19 protein-coding genes are annotated in these 17756 nt (G+C 72.2%); 12 read left to right on the forward strand and 7 right to left on the reverse strand.

Translation table 11 applies throughout. From position 1 onward, the window contains the following. Window positions 1-12: 12 nt before the first annotated feature. On the forward strand, window positions 13-312 hold the full coding sequence (locus tag ACIP5M_RS03265) for a protease inhibitor I42 family protein (protein ID WP_401191238.1): 300 nt from the start codon (window positions 13-15) through the stop codon (window positions 310-312). Here ACIP5M_RS03265 and ACIP5M_RS03270 read toward each other — a convergent pair. Continuing rightward, window positions 299-1498 carry a DUF418 domain-containing protein gene (locus ACIP5M_RS03270; RefSeq protein WP_401191240.1) on the reverse strand — a complete coding sequence of 400 codons (1200 nt, stop codon included), beginning with the start codon at window positions 1496-1498 and terminating at the stop codon, window positions 299-301. The genes ACIP5M_RS03265 and ACIP5M_RS03270 overlap by 14 nt on opposite strands. Window positions 1499-1642: 144 nt before the next feature. Between ACIP5M_RS03270 and ACIP5M_RS03275 the strand changes: the two genes are divergently transcribed. Both ACIP5M_RS03275 and ACIP5M_RS03280 read left to right on the forward strand, forming a co-directional pair. Continuing rightward, window positions 1643-2293: a GntR family transcriptional regulator gene (locus ACIP5M_RS03275; protein ID WP_401191242.1), complete on the forward strand. Its 651-nt coding sequence runs from the start codon at window positions 1643-1645 to the stop codon at window positions 2291-2293. Next, a complete protein-coding gene (locus ACIP5M_RS03280) occupies window positions 2290-3645 on the forward strand; it encodes a nitrate/nitrite transporter (protein ID WP_401191244.1) in 1356 nt (451 codons plus the stop codon). Before ACIP5M_RS03275 ends, ACIP5M_RS03280 begins: the two co-directional genes overlap by 4 nt. 115 nt (window positions 3646-3760) lie before the next feature. On the opposite strand, the gene ACIP5M_RS03285 is transcribed toward ACIP5M_RS03280, so the two are convergent. Then, window positions 3761-4585 (reverse strand): maleylpyruvate isomerase family mycothiol-dependent enzyme, encoded by an 825-nt coding sequence (locus ACIP5M_RS03285; RefSeq protein ID WP_401191246.1) that lies wholly within the window; start codon window positions 4583-4585, stop codon window positions 3761-3763. Between the two features lie 157 nt (window positions 4586-4742). Between ACIP5M_RS03285 and ACIP5M_RS03290 the strand changes: the two genes are divergently transcribed. From ACIP5M_RS03290 to ACIP5M_RS03310, 5 genes are all read left to right on the forward strand, one after another. Continuing rightward, window positions 4743-5537: a carbon-nitrogen family hydrolase gene (locus ACIP5M_RS03290; RefSeq protein WP_401191248.1), complete on the forward strand. Its 795-nt coding sequence runs from the start codon at window positions 4743-4745 to the stop codon at window positions 5535-5537. Then, window positions 5534-6394 (forward strand): GNAT family N-acetyltransferase, encoded by an 861-nt coding sequence (locus tag ACIP5M_RS03295; RefSeq protein ID WP_401191250.1) that lies wholly within the window; start codon window positions 5534-5536, stop codon window positions 6392-6394. The genes ACIP5M_RS03290 and ACIP5M_RS03295 overlap by 4 nt, the downstream gene beginning before the upstream one ends. 79 nt (window positions 6395-6473) lie before the next feature. Next, window positions 6474-7274, forward strand: a complete 801-nt coding sequence (locus tag ACIP5M_RS03300) for a hypothetical protein (protein WP_401191252.1) — start codon at window positions 6474-6476, stop codon at window positions 7272-7274. Between the two features lie 122 nt (window positions 7275-7396). Continuing rightward, a complete protein-coding gene (locus tag ACIP5M_RS03305; protein WP_401191254.1) occupies window positions 7397-8260 on the forward strand; it encodes a hypothetical protein in 864 nt (287 codons plus the stop codon). Window positions 8261-8324: 64 nt separating this feature from the next. After that, window positions 8325-10166, forward strand: a complete 1842-nt coding sequence (locus ACIP5M_RS03310) for an NHL domain-containing thioredoxin family protein (RefSeq protein WP_401191256.1) — start codon at window positions 8325-8327, stop codon at window positions 10164-10166. 30 nt (window positions 10167-10196) lie between these two features. Here ACIP5M_RS03310 and ACIP5M_RS03315 read toward each other — a convergent pair whose 3' ends face one another. The 5 genes from ACIP5M_RS03315 to ACIP5M_RS03335 all read right to left on the reverse strand — a co-directional run bounded on the left by ACIP5M_RS03315 (window position 10197) and on the right by ACIP5M_RS03335 (window position 15000). Next, window positions 10197-11489, reverse strand: a complete 1293-nt coding sequence (locus tag ACIP5M_RS03315; protein WP_401191257.1) for a M18 family aminopeptidase — start codon at window positions 11487-11489, stop codon at window positions 10197-10199. A 100-nt stretch (window positions 11490-11589) separates the two neighbouring features. After that, window positions 11590-12321 carry a hypothetical protein gene (locus tag ACIP5M_RS03320; RefSeq protein ID WP_401191259.1) on the reverse strand — a complete coding sequence of 244 codons (732 nt, stop codon included), beginning with the start codon at window positions 12319-12321 and terminating at the stop codon, window positions 11590-11592. A 156-nt stretch (window positions 12322-12477) separates the two neighbouring features. Continuing rightward, on the reverse strand, window positions 12478-14304 hold the full coding sequence (locus ACIP5M_RS03325) for an acyl-CoA dehydrogenase (protein WP_401191865.1): 1827 nt from the start codon (window positions 14302-14304) through the stop codon (window positions 12478-12480). Between the two features lie 94 nt (window positions 14305-14398). Continuing rightward, the gene (locus ACIP5M_RS03330) at window positions 14399-14794 is read right to left on the reverse strand and encodes an ATP-binding protein (protein WP_401191260.1); all 396 of its coding nucleotides are present in this window, start codon (window positions 14792-14794) and stop codon (window positions 14399-14401) included. Then, window positions 14791-15000 carry a hypothetical protein gene (locus ACIP5M_RS03335; protein ID WP_401191262.1) on the reverse strand — a complete coding sequence of 70 codons (210 nt, stop codon included), beginning with the start codon at window positions 14998-15000 and terminating at the stop codon, window positions 14791-14793. The genes ACIP5M_RS03330 and ACIP5M_RS03335 overlap by 4 nt, the downstream gene beginning before the upstream one ends. Before the next feature lie 112 nt (window positions 15001-15112). Here ACIP5M_RS03335 and ACIP5M_RS03340 point away from each other — a divergent pair, with 112 nt between their 5' ends. The 4 genes from ACIP5M_RS03340 to ACIP5M_RS03355 are packed head-to-tail and all read left to right on the forward strand — an operon-like array spanning window position 15113 to window position 17648. Beyond that, window positions 15113-15964: a helix-turn-helix transcriptional regulator gene (locus tag ACIP5M_RS03340; RefSeq protein ID WP_401191868.1), complete on the forward strand. Its 852-nt coding sequence runs from the start codon at window positions 15113-15115 to the stop codon at window positions 15962-15964. Then, on the forward strand, window positions 15945-16148 hold the full coding sequence (locus tag ACIP5M_RS03345; protein WP_401191264.1) for a DUF397 domain-containing protein: 204 nt from the start codon (window positions 15945-15947) through the stop codon (window positions 16146-16148). Before ACIP5M_RS03340 ends, ACIP5M_RS03345 begins: the two co-directional genes overlap by 20 nt. Window positions 16149-16196: 48 nt before the next feature. After that, a complete protein-coding gene (locus tag ACIP5M_RS03350; protein ID WP_401191266.1) occupies window positions 16197-16652 on the forward strand; it encodes an SseB family protein in 456 nt (151 codons plus the stop codon). Window positions 16653-16688: 36 nt separating this feature from the next. Next, entirely contained in the window at window positions 16689-17648 is a 960-nt protein-coding gene (locus ACIP5M_RS03355; protein WP_401191268.1) for a helix-turn-helix domain-containing protein, read from the forward strand. Window positions 17649-17756 lie beyond the last annotated feature (108 nt).

A 17756-nucleotide genomic window follows, 5' to 3' on the forward strand; every position in this document is an offset into this window, starting at 1 on the left:
GAGGAGCCGCCGGTGGAGGTACGACGGATCGCGCTGGCCGCCGGTGACACGTACGAGCTGCGGCTGACCGGGCGGGGCGCGCGGGGGTACGTGTGGACCTGGCAGGTCACGGGCGACACGGACACGGTGGCGGTCTCCGAGGAGCCGTCCCCGGCGGCGCAGACCCTGCCGGGGGCGCCGGTGGAGCGGGCCTACCTGATCCGGGGCCGCCCGCCGGGAGGCCGGGCCCGGATCCGCTGGGCGCAGATCCGGCCGCCCTACCCGCAGGAGGCCCCGTACGACGAGTTCGTCCTCGACGTCACCGTGACCTGAGCGCCGCGTGCTGTACGGCTTCCAGCGGGCCGCGGTCGAAGCGGCGCAGCCAGAGCCGCGACCCGGCGACCAGGACCAGACCCACGCCCGCCCACAGGGCCATTACCCACCAGGGCCCGCTGCCCGCGAGCCGCTCGGCCAGGCCCAGCCCGATGCCGTAGCAGAGCAGCACGCACAGCAGGTTCTGCGCGACGTAGCAGGTCAGGGCGGTACGGCCGACGGAGCCGAGGGCGGTGGCGGCGGGCCTCGGCAGCCACCGCCGGTCGAGGGCGGTCCCGATCAGGCCGATGTAGCCGATGGCGACCAGTGGCGCGACGCCGTAGCGGCCCAGGGCGAAGAAGTCGCCGCCGCCGAGCGTGGTCGCGGCGTTCAGCGGCAGCCCGAGGCCCAGGCCCCACCCGGCCATCCGGACGCGGATCCGGCGGCCGGCGGCCGTGTCCGCGAAGGCGCCGGCCCGGTGCAGCCGGACACCGAGGAGGAAGAGGAACACGAGCAGCCCGAAGGAGAAGACGGGCTCGATGCGCAGCGCGGCGACGTTCTCCAGCCGGAAGGCGACCTGGGCGGCGTAGCCGCCGAAGCCGTCGCGGGCGTACAGCTCGACGGCGGCCGGGTCCGGGGAGCGCGGCGCGGAGTCGGGCCGGGACAGGGCGTCCAGCGTGACCAGCGCGAGCAGGGCCAGGTGGATCCCGGCGGCCGTCCCCATGGCCCACCGGCGGACCTTCTCGGAGCGGGCCAGCAGCCGCGCGACGAGCAGGGCGGTGACGGCGTACCCCATCAGCACGTCCCAGGCGAAGACGAGGACGAAGTGGACGGTGCCCTCGGCGAAGAGGAAGGCGGCGCGCCGCGGGTAGCGGCCCGGCCAGGGCTCGCCGCGGCGCGCGGCGGAGTCGTACTGGATGGCCAGGCCCACGCCGAAGAGGACGGTCAGCAGGGCCAGGAACTTGCCGTCCGCGAGGAAGCGGAAGACGCCCTCGGCGACGGTCGCGGCCGACGGGTCGGTGAGCGGGTCCGGTGCGGTGAGCCCGCCGCGGAGCACGCTCCACTCGGAACCGGGCGAGGCGAAGATCCAGACGTTGGTCATGAGCGTGCCGAGGATCGCGGCGCCGCGCAGGACGTCGAGGAGCGGGAGCCGGGCGGCGCCGGCGGCGCTCGAACGGGCGCCCGTGGTGGAGAGGGTGTCGGCCATGACTCCAGGCTCCCGGCGCGCGGGACCCCGTACGTCGTGCGGGCGGACGAAGGCGCGGTACATCCTTCGATGCAGTGGCCGCCCGCGCTGTCCGCATCCTGGACGGGAACCGGCGTGCACCCCTGTTGTATCTAAGCTGTGCGCATGCCGCCCGCCGCCAGCACCGTCACCGCCGCAGAACGCGTCTACCTGCACGTCAAGCAGGGGGTGCTCGACCGCCGCTACGAAGGCGGCACCCTCCTCACCGAGGGCGAACTGGCCGAGGCCGTCGGGGTCTCCCGCACGCCGGTCCGCGAGGCACTGCTGCGCCTGGAGACGGAGGGGCTGCTGAAGCTCTACCCGAAGAAGGGCGCGCTGGTGCAGCCGGTCTCCGCCCAGGAGATCACCGATGTCCTCCAAACCCGGCTTCTCGTCGAGGAGTTCACGGTCCGCAGGGCCGTCCCCGCGCCACCGGGCCTGCTGGACCGGCTGGCCGCACTGGTCGAGGAGCAGCGCGGGCACGCCGCCGCGGGCGACCTCGCCGCGATGATGGCCGCGGACCGCGCCTTCCACGCCGAGATCGTGCGCAGCGCCGGCAACCAGATCCTGTGCCGCCTCTACGACCAGCTCCGCGACCGCCAGCTGCGGATGGGCGTAGCCCTGCTGCACGCCCACCCGGACCGCGTCGAGCGGAGCATGGCCGAGCACGCCGAGATCCTGGACGCGCTGCGGGCCGGGGACGCGGAGTCGGCGGCCGCCGCCGTGCGCGGGCACATCGGCCGGGTCGAGGCGCTCGTGCGGGGGACGGGCCGGTGAGCGCCTCCCTCCACCGCGATCCGCCGGGCGGGCGGCGGGCCGTCGCCGTCTGGTGCATCGGCGTCGCCGTGTACTTCGTCGCGGTGATCTTCCGTACCAGTCTCGGTGTGGCCGGACTCGACGCCGCCGACCGCTTCCACGTCAACTCCTCGGCGCTGGCCACCTTCTCGCTGCTCCAGCTGCTCGTCTACGCCGGCATGCAGGTCCCCGTCGGCCTGATGGTCGACCGGCTCGGCACGAAGCGGGTGCTGACGCTCGGCGCCGTCCTCTTCACCGTCGGGCAGCTCGGCTTCGCGCTCTCGCCCTCGTACGGGATGGCGCTCGCGGCCCGCGCCCTGCTGGGCTGCGGCGACGCCATGACCTTCATCTCGGTGCTGCGGCTGGGCACCCGCTGGTTCCCGGCCCGGCGCGGGCCGCTGATGGCGCAGCTGGCCGGGCTGGTCGGCATGGCGGGCAACCTGGTCTCCACGCTGGTGCTGGCGCCCGTCCTGCACGGGGTCGGCTGGGTGCCGGCCTTCGCGGGCAGTGCGGCGGCCGGGCTGGTGGTGCTGGTCCCGCTGGTGCTGTTCCTGCGGGACCACCCGGAGGGGCACGAGCCGGCGCCCGTGGTGCGCGGGGGCGGCGGCGGGGGCTTCGTCCGCCGCCAGATCCGGGAGTCCTGGGCCGAACCGGGCACCCGGCTCGGTCTGTGGGTGCACTTCACCACGCAGTTCCCGGCGATGGTGTTCCTGCTGCTGTGGGGGATGCCGTTCCTCGTGGAGGCGCAGGGGCTGTCCCGGACCACCGCGGGAGGCCTGCTGACCCTGGTGGTCGCCTCGAACATGGCCCTCGGGCTCGTCTACGGCCAGATCGTCGGCCGCCGCCAGTCCTCGCGCATCCCGCTCGCCCTGGGCACCGTGGGCCTGACGGCACTGCTCTGGGGCTCCGTCCTCGCCTACCCGGGCGACCGGGCGCCGATGTGGCTGCTGGTCACCCTGTGCCTGGTCCTGGGCGGCTGCGGTCCGGCGTCGATGATCGGCTTCGACTTCGCCCGCCCGGCCAACCCCCCCGAACGGCAGGGCACCGCCTCCGGGATCACGAACATGGGCGGCTTCCTCGCCTCGATGACCACGCTGCTGGCCGTGGGCATCCTGCTGGACGCCACCGGCGACAACTACCGCATCGCCTTCTCGACGGTGTTCGTCCTGGAGGCGCTCGGCACCGCCCGGATCCTGCGGCTGCGGGGCCGGGCACTGACCCGCGAGGCGACGCGCACCGGCGTCACGCTCCCGGCGCAGCCAACGGGGGCGGCGGCCCCTCACGCACCGCACGGGGCAGGCGGCGGGGGCACATCCAGCCCCGCCGGCGTTTGAGGCGCGGGGTCTGGGGCGGAGCCCCAGGTCCCGGCGGAGCCGGGCTCCTCGGCCCGGCCTACGCAGTAACGCGGAGCCGGGCTCCTCGGCCCGGCCCCGAGCCGCCCGCGCCCGCCTACGGCGTAACGGCGAAGTGGGCGAGGATCGCGTCCGCCAACTCCCCGTCCCCCTCCACCTTCACCCGGTCGGCGACGGCGCCGGCCCGCACCCGCCCGGCGGCCAACCGCACGTACGTCTCCCAGTCCAGCGTCAACTGCACCGCAGGCCCCAGCGACGGCGACGAGTCCAGCGTCCCCTTGCCCTCGGCGTCCACCCGTACCGTCCGCATGAACTCCAGCGGACCGTGCACGTCGATCACCACCGCCGAGTTCGCCGGCGCCCCGGCCCGCTTCGCGACCACCTTCGGCAGTCCGGCCAGCAGGACGTCCCGCGCCACGTACGCCCCCGGCGAGTCCCAGTTCCCCGGCGCCCGCAGCGCCGCCCGCAGGTCCTGCTCGTGGATCCACACGTCGAACGCCCGCAGCCGCAGCGCGTGCTCCAGCGTCACCTGGTCGCCCAGCGGCCCGCGCACCAGCGTGCCCGGATCCCGCTTCTCGTTGCGCAGCTGCCGCGCGCGCCGGATGACGGTGTACTCCAGCTCCGCCGTCATCTCCGGCGCCGTGTGGTGGCGCCGTACGTCGACCTGCACCTCCATGTAGCGGCTGAACTCGTCCACCACGTGCCGCAGGTCCCGCGCCACGGTGTGGATCGGCCGCGGATCGCCGAGCTGCTCGCACTCGATACCGATGATGTGTGACACGACGTCACGGACGGACCATCCGGGGCACGGCGTCGCCCGGTTCCACTCGCCCTCCGGCAACGGGAGGACCAGCTCGGATATCGCCTCGATGGAATGGGTCCACGCGTCGGCATAGGGCTGGAGGCTGGGATGGACGGTCAACGGGACCCCTCGCGTGCTGTTCAGTGGCGCGTTCTGGAAGCTCTGGACATCGGAGACTCGGATTCCAAAACTACGCTGCCGGTGAGCACCCCGGCAGTGCTTTCGTGTGACGATCGTAGGCCCGAGTTGACGGCTTGAACGCCAGGACGGTGGTAGTGTGCGCGCCTCGCTGATCCAAATCGCAGTGAACGAGGGCGAGTCGGTGTCTTCCCGGCGTGCCCGGGCAGCCGATCTCGTACGGGACCAGGGCGGCTCCGAGCTCGTCGTCCTGCCCGAACTGTGGACGGTCGGCGCCTTCGCCTACGAACAGTTCGAGACGGAGGCCGAACCGCTGGACGGCCCGACCTTCCGGGCCATGTCCGAGGCCGCGCGCGACGCCGGCGTCTGGTTGCACGCCGGCTCGATCGTGGAGCGCGCGGGTGACGGCTCGCTCTACAACACCGCCCTCGTCCTCTCCCCGGCGGGCGAGCTGGCCGCCACCTACCGCAAGATCCACCGCTTCGGCTTCGACCAGGGCGAGGCCGTGCTCATGTCCGCGGGCGATTCCCTGACCACGGTGGAGCTGCCGGAGCAGACCCTCGGCATCGCCACCTGCTACGACCTGCGCTTCCCCGAACTGTTCCGCGGCCTGGTCGACGCCGGCGCCACGACGATGGTCGTCGCGGCCGGCTGGCCCGCCCGCCGCCGCTCCCACTGGACCCTCCTCAGCCGGGCACGCGCCGTCGAGGACCAGTCGTACGTCCTCGCCTGCGGGCTGGCCGGCACCCACGCGGGCGTCGAGCAGGCGGGCCACAGCCTGGTGGTGGACCCGTGGGGCGAAGTCCTGGCAGAAGCCGGCCCCGGCGAAACCGTCCTGACGGTCGACCTCGACCCGACGAAGGTCCCGGAAACCCGCACCCAGTTCCCGGCCCTCAAGGACCGAGCCCTGGGCCTGCGCCCCCCGACCCGATGACCACCCGCGCGACCTCCCACCGCATCCGGCGCCGCAAGCACACCGACCTCGAAGCCTGCGCCGGGGTACTCGCCGAGGTCCACGCGGCCGACGGCTACCCGCTGAACTGGCCCGACCGCCCCACCGAGTGGCTGAGTCCGCCCGGCCTCCTCACGGCCTGGGTGGCGGAACGGGCCGGCCGGGTGGCCGGCCACATCGGCCTGTCCTGCAACGGAACGTCCGACGCGGCGCCGGCCGTGTGGAGCCGTCACACGGGAGTACCCGCCGAGACCACCGCCGTGATCAGCCGCCTCTTCGTCTCCCCGACGGCCCGCGGACACGGCATCGGCGCCCGGCTGCTGACCCACGCCGCACGCGCCGCCCACGCCCTGTCCCTGCACCCCGTCCTGGACGTCGCCGCCTCCGACAAGACGGCAACAGCCCTCTACGACCGCCTGGGCTGGACCCACCTGGCCACGGTCAACCAGCAATGGAGCCCGACCCAAACGGTCCCGGTCCACTGCTACGCCGCTCCCGCACCCACGGCGCACAGGTACTGGAGGACCGCACAAGCGGTACCGGCCGACTCTGCGACGGGCCGGCAGCTGGCGCTGATGCGGGATCTGTCGTCGGGAAGGGTCCCGCCCGAGGGGTTCGCCACCTTGTGGCTGGGTGCGCGGAGGGAAGCGCTGCGGGTGGGGGAACGGATCAGTCCGGCCCTGTCACACGAGCTCGACCAGGTCTTCTACGCGCTGGACGACTACCCGATCGATCCCGACCTGCGGGAGAGCGACGACGTGACGGACGCGGAGCTGCGCGCCGTCGTACGGCAGGCGCTCGCCGCCCTCGATGGGCGGGAGCGGAAGGCCCCACGCTGACCCGGGACCCCCCCCGGCCCCGGCTGTCCGGCCCTCGCGCTCCAGCGGCAGGGGAGCCGGCCCGGGATAGGTTCTGGCCATGGCTCTGCTCTACGTGACCGATCTGGCGTACCCGGCGCGCGGGCGTCGGTACTGCGACGAGGACATATTCCTCACCTCCCGGCTGCGGGAGCACTTTGCCCTCGCGCTGTGTCATCCCGCCGACGCCGAAGCGCTGATGGGCGGCTTCGATGCCGTCGTCGTGCGCAACAGTGGGCCCGTGCTGCACTACCAGGAGGCCTACGACTCCTTCCGGGCGGCCGCCCTCGCCGCCGGGGTGCGGGTGTACAACCCGCTCACCGGGCGCGGGGACATGGCCGGCAAGCAGTACCTCCTCGATCTGACCGCCGCCGGGTACCCGGTCATACCGACCGTCGACGACCCGGCCCGCCTGGCCGAGCTGCCGCAGGTGCCCGAGTACGTGGTCAAGCCCATGCAGGGCGCCGACTCCATCGGGCTCGCCTTCACCGCGGAGCCGACCGGCACGGCCGGGGAGGTCCTCATCCAGCCGCGCATCGACTTCGCGTACGAGGTGTCCTTCTACTTCGTCGACCACGCCTTCCAATACGCGCTCTACGCCCCGGACCCCGAACGGCGCTGGGAGCTGCGGCCCTACTCCCCGACCGACGCGGATCTGGCCTTCGCGCGGGCGTTCGTCGAGTGGAACGGCCTCAGTCACGGCATTCAGCGGGTGGACGCCTGCCGGGCGCCCTCCGGTGAGCTGCTCCTCGTCGAGCTGGAGGATCTCAATCCCTATCTGTCCCTCGACCTCCTCCCGGCCCCCGTCCAGGACGCCTTCGTCGACGCGCTCGCGGGCTCCCTTCGTTCCTTCCTGGCCTGATCCGGGTCGGTTGGGTGGTCTTGGCGGGAGGTTGGCGGAATGCCTGCGTCAGCCCTGCGCCGCTTGGCACACTGCGAGGAGGTCCGTCCGACGGCTTGCGCCCTCGTCCCTAGGAGCACCTCGTGTCGTCGCAGGAACTCGACATAACGATCACCCCCGAGCAGGCCACCTACGGCGTGATCAAGACCGTGACCCTGCCGACCGGCCCCGCCCGCCTGCGCATCCCGTCCGGGACGCGGGACGGTGAACTGGTGCGGCTGCGGGTCGGCGGCCAGGAGGTGCTGGCGCGGGTCAAGGTCTCCCCGGCCCCGGGGGCCGCGGTGCCCGCGCCGAGCCCGTTCATCACCCAGGCACAGGCCCCGACCCAGGTGCAGTCCCAGATCCAGGGGTGGCCGCCGGCCGGGACCCCCGGGCCGGCGCAGCCCGGGCAGCCCGCCAGGAAGGGTGCCGGATGGCTGGTGGCGGTCGGGGTCGTCGTGGCCGTGATCATCGGCCTCGTCGTGGTGGGTTCCGGGGACGGCGACACCGACGGCAAGGCCTCCGCCTCTTCGACGCCGACCCCGACGGCCACGGAGACCTCCACGCCCTCGCCCTCGGGCACTGGCTGGTCGCCTTCGCCGTATCCGTCGTACAGCTCGTCGAGCCCGTCCTACAGCCCCTCCGCCGAGCCCGAGCCCTCGTACAGCCCCACCTACCCGGCCGCCCCCGCCGAGCCCACCCCGTACGACCGCGGCACCTGCCTCAACGGGACCCTGCCGGACTCCACCACCGCCCAGCGCGTCGACGACGTGGAGGAGGTCTCCTGCTCGGCGTCCGACGCCCACTACCGGGTGATCGGGAGCATCCCCATGACCTCCGACATGGACCGCTGCGACGACTACCCCAAGACCGAGTACGCCTTCTCCCACCGCTACACCCTCAACGGCGCCGTCATCAACGAGTACGTGTACTGCCTCGTCGGCCTCGGCTCGTACTCCCGCAGCTGACCCTGACCGGCCGCCATCGCACCGGCGTGACCGGGGGTTCACATGCGAATGGCAAGCTTGAAGGATGAACGATGCTGCCCCGGCGCCCACCCCCGCGCCCGCGCCCCGCCGTGCCCGCGTCCGTGCCCCCGAGCTGATCGGCAAGGGCGGTTGGCTGAACACCGGCGGGAAAGACCTCACCCTCGCCGACCTGCGGGGACGGATCACCATTCTCGATTTTTGGACCTTTTGCTGCATCAACTGCCTCCACGTCCTCGACGAGTTGCGCGAGCTGGAGGAGAAGCACCGCGACACCGTCGTGATCATCGGCGTGCACTCGCCGAAGTTCGTGCACGAGGCCGAGCACGCCGCCGTCGTCGACGCCGTCGAGCGCTACGAGGTGCACCACCCCGTCCTCGACGACCCCGAGCTCGCGACGTGGAAGCAGTACGCCGTACGGGCCTGGCCCACGCTCGTCGTGATCGACCCCGAGGGGTACGTCGTCGCGCAGCACGCCGGGGAGGGGCACGCGCACGCCATCGCGCGGCTGGTCGAGGAGCTGGAGGCCGAGCACGAGGCCAAGGGGACCCTGCGGCGCGGTGACGGCCCGTACGTGGCGCCCCAGCCGGTGGCGACCGATCTGCGGTTCCCCGGGAAGGCGCTCCCGCTGCCCTCCGGGAACTTCCTGGTCTCCGACTCGACGCGGCACCAGCTCGTGGAGCTGGCCGCCGATGGGGAGAGCGTCGTACGGCGGATCGGCAGCGGGGAGCGCGGGTTCACCGCGCAGAGCTTCAGCGAGCCGCAGGGCCTGGCGCTGCTGCCCGACGGGCGGGTGGTCGTCGCCGACACCGTCAACCACGCGCTGCGGACGTACGACCCCGCCACCGGGGCCGTGGAGACGGTCGCCGGGACCGGGCGGCAGTGGTGGCAGGGCTCGCCCACCGCCGGGCCGGCGCTGGACGTGGACCTGTCCTCGCCGTGGGACGTGGCCTGGTGGCAGGGCCGGGTGTGGATCGCGATGGCCGGTGTCCACCAGCTGTGGACGTGGGATCCGGAGGCGGGCACCGTGCAGGTCGCCGCCGGTACGACCAACGAGGGGCTGCACGACGGGCCGGCCGCCGAGGCCTGGTTCGCCCAGCCCTCCGGGCTCGCGGCGGCCGGGGACCGGCTGTGGATCGCCGACTCCGAGACCAGCGCCCTGCGGTACGTCGAGGACACCCCGGAGGGCTACGTGATCCGGACGGCCGTCGGCACCGGCCTGTTCGACTTCGGGCACCGCGACGGGGAGGCGGGCCAGGCCCTGCTCCAGCACCCGCTCGGGGTCACCGCCCTGCCGGACGGCTCGGTCGCGGTGTGCGACACGTACAACCACGCGCTGCGGCGGTTCGACCCGGCGACCGGGCAGGTGACGACGCTCGCCACCGACCTGCGCGAGCCCAGCGACGCCGTCCTCGCGGGGGACGACATCGTGGTCGTCGAGTCCGCCCGCCACCGGCTGACCCGGCTGCGGCTGCCGGAGGAGGCCGTACGGGTCGACGCCGTCGCCCACCGCACGCAGCGCGCCGCGACCGAGGTGGCGCCGGGCACGCTCCGTCTCGACGTGGTGTTTCGGGCTCCGGCCGGGCAGAAGCTCGACGACCGCTACGGGCCGTCGACGCGCCTGCTGGTCTCCTCGACCCCGCCCGGGCTGCTGGCGGCGGGGGAGGGGCCGGGGACCGACCTCTTCCGGGAGCTGGTCCTCGCGGACGGCGTCACGGAGGGCGTCCTGCACGTCTCCGCGATGGCGGCGTCCTGCGACGACGACCCGGACAACGAGTACCCGGCCTGCCACGTCCACCAGCAGGACTGGGGCGTTCCGGTGAAGGTCACCGCCGCCGGTGCGGCCCGGCTGCCCCTCGTCCTCGCCGGGATGGACGACGAGGGGTAATCAGAAGCGTGCTGGTGGCCTTCCCGGGGCTCAGCCCTCCAGGAAGGCCACCAGCGCGTTGGCGAGCAGGTAGGGGTCCTCCGCGCCGCACAGTTCGCGGGCGCTGTGCATCGACAGGATCGCGACGCCGATGTCCACGGTCTGGATGCCGTGGCGCGCGGCCGTGATGGGGCCGATGGTGGTGCCGCACGGCATCGCGTTGTTGGAGACGAAGGTCTGCCACGGCACGCCGGCCCGCTCGCAGGCGCTCGCGAAGACGGCCCGGCCGCTGCCGTCCGTCGCGTACCGCTGGTTGACGTTGACCTTCAGGATCGGGCCGCCGTTGGCGCGCGGGTGGTGCGAGGGGTCGTGCCGCTCCGCGTAGTTGGGGTGCACGGCGTGGCCGGTGTCCGAGGACAGGCAGACGGTGCCGGCGAAGGCCCGCGCGCGGTCCTCGTAGGTGCCGCCGCGCGAGAAGACTGAACGTTCCAGCACGTTGCCCAGCAGCGGGCCGTCCGCGCCGGTGTCCGACTGCGAGCCGTTCTCCTCGTGGTCGAAGGCGGCGAGCACGGGGATGTGGTCGAGCTTGCCGACCGTGGAGACGGCGGCCAGCGCGGCGACGCCCGCGTGCACCGACAGCAGGTTGTCCATGCGCGGGCCGGCCAGCAGCTCGCGGTCACGGCCGAGGTAGGCGGGCGGCTCGATCGAGTGGACCATCAGGTCCCAGCCGGCCACCGAGCCCTGCTCCAGGCCCTCTTCCTCCTCCAGGAAGGCGATCAGGTCGCCCTCCTGGACCTCGCCCAGGCCCCAGATGGGCTGCATGTGCCGCTGCTTGTCCAGCTTGAGGCCGTCGGTGTTCACCGACCGGTCGAGGTGCACGGCCAGTTGGGGTACGCGCAGCAGCGCGCGGTCCACGTTCACCAGGTGCTCGGTGCCGTCGCGCAGGGTCAGCCGCCCGGCCAGGCCCAGGTCGCGGTCGAGCCAGGTGTTGAGCAGCGTCCCGCCGTAGATCTCGACGGCGATCTGCCGCCAGCCCTGCGAGCCCGTGTCCGGGAGCGGCTTGACGCGCAGGTTGGGGGAGTCGGTGTGCGCGCCGATGATCCGGAACGGGGTGTGCGCCGCCGCGCCTTCGGGGACGTACCAGGCGATGAGCGCGCCGCCACGGAGCACGAACTTGCCCCCGGTGCCCGCATCCCAGGCGTCCGTTTCCGACAACTGCCTGAAGCCTGCCTTTTCCAGCCGCTCGGCCGCATTGGCCACGGCGTGGTACGGCGACGGACTGGCCGTCAGGAAGGTCATCAGATCGTCGGTGTGGCCGCGGTCGAAGCGGGCGGGAGAGCTCATGTGGTTCACCTTAACGACGGTCGTGTACGCCATGGCCGGACTGCGGCGGATGGCCGAGAGGACTGGTCCCGCGCCTGTGGTTCGGCGGTCCCGTCGATTCTCAGCCCGGCGGGCGCTCGAAGCGGCGCTGCAGCTGCCTGCGCTCGCCCCGGCGGATGCGCGGGAGCATCTCCGGGGTCTGCGCGGAGCGCTGCGCGCGTCTCTTGCGTCCGGCGCAGAAGATACAGGCCTCACCGGGCGGCGCGTCGGGGTCGATGGGCGCTCCGGGGTGCTCGGAGCAGCCGGAGGCGTTGCGCGGCCGGGACAGTTCGCGGGCGACGATGAAGGCGCGGTGCAGGTCGTCGGCGATGCGGACGAAGTCCTGGTCGGGGGAGCCGATGGTCAGGTGGAAGCGCTGTTCGTCGATGGTGCGCAGGTACCGGCGGAGCATGTCGAGGGTGTACGGGCCGTCCGGTACGGGGTAGCCGAGGCGCCGCTGCTCGCCCGGCGCGGCGGTGGCCGCGCGGCCACCCTGGAGCCGCTGTCCGAGGCGGCGCCGGTTGTTGCACAGGAGGCAGCGGCCCCAGCCGTCGGGCGCCTCGGGGTCGAGGGCGCCGTTGGGGTGCTCGGGGCAGCCGGTGTAGCTCTTGGCGGGGGCCAGGGCCGCGGCCGTCTGGAAGGCCACGTACAGCGCGTCGGCGATCCCGTCGTATTCGGCGGGGTGCGCGCCGTCGTACAGGTCGGTGACGCGGTCGCCGAGCGCGCCCACGTTCGCCTGGAGTTCCTTGAGGGCGTACGGCCGCCCGGTGGGGACGGAGTACCCCCTGCTGCGCTGCTGCTCCTGTGCACTCATACGTACGAGAGTCCCATGAAGCACCGACAACGGGGAAAGCCGCAGCACACGGCCCCGCACACCGGCGAGCGGGGCCGGACGGACCGGCGGCCGGGCCCCCGTGCGGGAGGGCCCGGCCGCTGGTCGTCCGGGGGTGTGCGCCGGCGGCGCCGGAGCCTAGAAGGCGGCCTCGTCGAGCTCCATGAGGGAGTTGTCGACGGCCTCGGCCAGCGCGCGCTGGACCGCGACGCCCGGCAGGACCTCCGCGGCGAAGAACTTCGCGGCGGCGATCTTGCCGGTGTAGAACGGCACGTCCTTGGCGGAGGCGGTGGCGAGCTTCTCGGCGGCCACGGCCGCGCCCTTGAGCAGCAGGTATCCGACGACCACGTCACCCGAGGCCATCAGCAGGCGGGTGGTGTTCTGGCCGACCTTGTAGATGTTCTTGACGTCCTCGCCGGTGGCGGTGAGGTCGACGATCATCTGGCCGACGATGGCCTCCAGGTCCACGGCGGCCTTGGCGAGCGCGTCGCGGGCCGGGGCCAGCTCCTCGCCGCCGACGGCCTCGGCCAGGAACTTCTTGATCGTCTCGGAGAGGACGTTCAGCGAGGCACCCTGGTCGCGGACGATCTTCCGGAAGAAGAAGTCCTGGCCCTGGATCGCCGTGGTGCCCTCGTAGAGGGTGTCGATCTTGGCGTCCCGGATGTACTGCTCGATCGGGTATTCCTGCAGGTAACCGGAACCACCGAAGGTCTGCAGGGACTGCGCGAGCTGCTCGTACGACTTCTCCGAGCCGTAGCCCTTCACGATCGGCAGGAGCAGGTCGTTCAGGCCGACCAGCGCGGTGGTGTCCTCGCCCGCGGCCTGCTTGATCTGGATCTCGTCCTGGACCGAGGCGGTGTAGAGCACGAGGGCGCGCATGCCCTCGGCGTACGCCTTCTGCGTCATGAGCGAGCGGCGCACGTCGGGGTGGTGCGTGATGGTGACCTTGGGCGCGGTCTTGTCCATGAAGTTGGCCAGGTCCGGGCCCTGCACACGCTCCTTGGCGTACTCCAGCGCGTTCAGGTAGCCGGTCGACAGGGTGGCGATGGCCTTCGTGCCGACCATCATCCGGGCGAACTCGATGATCATGAACATCTGGCGGATGCCGTCGTGCTTGTCACCGATCAGCCAGCCCTTGGCGGGGTGCTGGTCGCCGAAGGTCATCTCGCACGTGTTGGAGGCCTTCAGGCCCATCTTGTGCTCGACGTTCGTGGCGTAGACGCCGTTGCGCTCGCCCAGCTCGCCGGTCTCCCAGTCGAAGTGGAACTTCGGGACCAGGAAGAGGGACAGGCCCTTGGTGCCCGGGCCGTGGCCCTCGGGGCGCGCGAGGACGTAGTGGAGGATGTTCTCCTCCATGTCGTGCTCACCGGACGTGATGAAGCGCTTCACGCCCTCGATGTGCCAGGAGCCGTCGGCCTGCTGGATGGCCTTGGTGCGGCCGGCGCCGACGTCCGAGCCGGCGTCCGGCTCGGTGAGGACCATGGTGGAGCCCCAGCGCTTCTCGACGGCTATCTGGGCGATCTTCTTCTGCGCCTCGTTGCCCTCTTCGAAGAGGACGCCGGCGAACGCCGGGCCGGAGGAGTACATCCACACGGCCGGGTTCGAGCCGAGCAGCAGCTCCGCGTAGGCCCAGATGAGGGAGCGGGGCGAGACGGTGCCGCCGATCTCCTCGGGGAGGCCCAGTCGCCAGTACTCCGAGTCCATGAAGGCCTCGTAGCTCTTCTTGAAGGACGCGGGGACGGGCGCGGTGTTGGTGGCCGGGTCGAAGACCGGCGGGTTGCGGTCCGCGTCCGCGAAGGACTCCGCCAGCTCGTTCTCGGCGAGGCGGGCCAGCTCGGCCAGGATGCTCTTGGCGGTCTCGGAGTCCATCTCCTCGAACGGACCGGTGCCGTACAGCTTGTCGCGGCCGAGCACCTCGAAGAGGTTGAACTCGATGTCGCGGAGATTCGACTTGTAGTGCCCCATGGCGACGGCTCCGTTAAGGCTCGGGGAGACAGGTTCCTCGTACATACCAATCGGTAACGTAATGATGCTACCCACCAGTAATAAGGCGCAACCCCTAGCGCGGGGACTGTGACGACTCTCTCGGCAGCTCGCACCACACCGTTTTCCCCCGGGGCCCTCGGCGCACCCCCCACCGCAGTGCCACGGCGGCCAGCAGGGCCAGGCCCCGCCCGGACTCGTCCTCGTCCGTCGCCTGCCGCGGCTCCGGCCACGCGCGCGGATCGGGATCGGTGAGCTCGACCCGCGTACGGGTTGCCCTTCCGCTTCCGCTGATCCGCAGGGTGACCGGGGTGCCCTCGCCGAGGTGGGTGATGACGTTGCTCAGCAGCTCGCTGACGCACAGCTCCGCCGCCTCGGGGCAGACCTCGGCCCCGAGGTGCTCGCGCACGGCGTGCCGGAGCAGTCCGGCGGCCTTGGGGACGGCGAGCAGGCGGATGGTGAGGTCGTTCACCGGACGCCGGTCAGCACGTCGGCCAGCCGGTGGGCCGTGGCCAGGTTGCAGTTGCCGAGGGCGATCAGGGGTGGGGTGGTGTAGCTCCCCGCGTAGGAGAGGAGGTGCAGTTCGAGGGAGGGGAGGGTGATGCCGTGCCCTGCGAGGGCTGCGCGGAGCCGGTCGAGGCATTCGATGGCCTCGCGGTCGTGGGGGTGGGTGCCCATGGCCGGTGCCTTCCTGTGCGGAGTGTGACGAACTGCTCACAGGCTGGCGCGGTGCGGCGTAGCGTGGGAAGGGTTTCGGCTCCACAGTGCGAAGTGTGGAAAGTGGGCGATGGTGGCCGCGAGTAAGGACATTGACGGCTCGGCGAGCGTGCCAGCCCTCTACGGCAAGGAGCTGCGCTGGAAGCGGGAGGCGGCGGGCCTCACCCTGCAGCAGACGGTGGAGGGCAGCTTCTACGGCGTCAGCTACCTGAGCGAGATCGAGCGCGCCCAGCGACGCATGCCGATGGATCTGGCGCGGCATGTGGATCAGGTGCTGGCGACGGACGGCTTCTTCGAGCGGCGCTGCGAGGACGTCCGGAACGCCCGGAGGGGCGTGCACGCCGAGTACTTCGCGCCCGTCGCCGAGATGGAGAAGCGGGCCAGGTCCATCGAGGAGTGGGGCCATGCGCTCATTCCCGGACTGCTTCACACGGCGCCGTACACCCGGGCGATCACCCACGTCACGCACCCGCTGGACCTGCCGGAGGAGGTGGATGCGAAGGTGCGGAACCGACTCCAGCGGGGACGGCTCTTCGATGACCCGCAACGGCCGGAGTACTGGGTGATCATGCACGAGTCGCTGCTGCGGAGTCCGCTGTTGCCGTCCCGGGAGATGGCGGACCAGCTGGACCACGTGGCGGCACTGGCGCGGCGTCGCCGGATCGTTCCACAGATCCTCCCGTGGAACGCGCCCCTCAGTCCCTTCATGGCCCACTCGATGAAACTCATGGAGTTCGATGACGAGCCGCCGGTCATGTACACCGAGGGCCCGTATCACGGTCAACTCATCGATGATCCGGCCACCGTGAAGCGGTATAAGAAGGCATACGATCGGCTCAGGGCCGCCGCACTGTCGTCTGAGGTGTCCCTCGCCATGATCGAATCGACAGCCGAGGACCTCCGAAATGGCAAGCTACGGGACTGATTTCACCAAGGCCGTCTGGCGGACGAGCAGCTACACCAATGGCGACAACGGCGACTGCGTCGAGGTAGCGGACGGGCTTGCCGGACTCGTCCCCGTCCGGGACTCCAAGAGGCCGGACGGGCCCGTTCTCGTGCTGTCGGCGGCAGCCTGGGCCCCCTTCGTCGCCACCCTCAAGGCCGGCTGACCGGAACTCGGCGTCCCAGGCGCCCCGGGCCTCGGTAGGCTTCGGCCCATGTACGGCTACGACCAGAACCCGGGTGCCCAGCAGCAGTACGCCCAACCCCAGCCGCCGCAAGGCTACGGGCAGGCGCCGCTGTACCCGGAGCCGTCGCCGCCCTCGCTCGCGGACGCGGTGCGGGCCTTCACCACGGGGTCGCTCTCCGCCGAGGACTTCCAGCAGATCTTCGCGACCTCGAAGGTCTACTGCCCGCGCGGCGACACCCCGGGGTTCCTGGCGCTGCACAACACGCAGCAGCCGGTCATCCCGATGTTCACCACGCTCAAGGAGCTGCGCCGGTACGCCGGCAAGGAGTCCAAGTACTTCGTGATCACCGGCGCCGAGGTGATCGACCTGCTGCCCACCGGCTACGGCTTCGTCCTCGACATGGAGGGCGACCACCGGATGGTCTTCGACGCGAAGGCGGTCGAGCAGATGGTCGACTTCGCGATGCGCCGCATGTACGGCTAGGTACGGCCGGCCGACCGACGCCTGTGGGGGGTGGCGATGCTGCGGGTGCACTTCACGGCCGAGGACCTGTTCAACGTCACGTTCGCGAGCGAGCCGATCCCGCTGGTGGAGCTGGCCCTGGCGCTGGTGGTCTGGCAGCGCACCGACGCGCAGGCGGTCTTCGGGCGCTGGCGCGGCCGGGTCGGGCGGGAGTTCCCGGCGCGGGCGCGCCCGCTGCTGGACCTGCTGCGGCCGGACGGCGACAACCCGGAGTTCGTCGAGCCCTTCGTGCGGGACCTCGAAGAGGGGCTGGTGCTCGTGCGCGACGCGGGCCCGCTGCTCACCGTGGAGCAGCTGCACCGGGCCGCTGCCCGCGCCCCCGGCTCGGCCTCCTGGCTGCGCGCGCTGTGGGGTCAGGACCGTGACGCGTGGGACGTCCTGGACGCGGCGCTGCGCTCCGCGCACGCCTCGGTCCTCGCCCCGTACTGGCCGCGCATACGGCGGTCCTTCCACGCGGACGTCGCCTGGCGCACCCGCCTCCTGGCCTCGCACGGCATCAAGGCGGCCCTCGCGAGCACGCATCCGGCCGCCCGCTGGTCCGGGACGGCCTTCGAGGTGGGCAGCCCGCCGGACTACGAGGTCCACCTGGGCGGGCGCGGACTGACGCTGATGCCGTCGTCCTTCTGGACGGGCCGTCCGCTGCTGTCCGGTCCGCCCGGCGGTCCGTACGCCCTGCTCTACCCGGCGCTCACCCCCTTTCCCCTGGCCGCGGCCGATGCCGCCGAGGGCGCGCTGGACGCGCTGCTGGGCCGGACCAGGGCTGCCGTGCTGCAGCAGCTGGTCCGGCAGCGCACGACCAGCGAACTGGCCCGGGACCTCGACATCAGCCTCCCCTCGGTCTCGGAACACACCCGCACCCTGCGCGCGGCCGGGCTGATCACCACGGAACGGGACGGGAAGGCGGTCCTGCACTCGGTGACGGGCCTGGGCGTGGACCTGCTGCACAGCGGCGGCTGACCTTTCGGGCGTGCCCGAAACGATCGCGGCGGCGGCGTGGCCTCCGGAGTATCGGTGCTGCGGAGGGAATCCACGGGGGGCCCTCCGCCCCATCCACGAGGAGGCAGT

Source organism: Streptomyces sp. NPDC088762, assembly GCF_044750905.1.
Classification (GTDB): Bacteria; Actinomycetota; Actinomycetes; order Streptomycetales; family Streptomycetaceae; genus Streptomyces.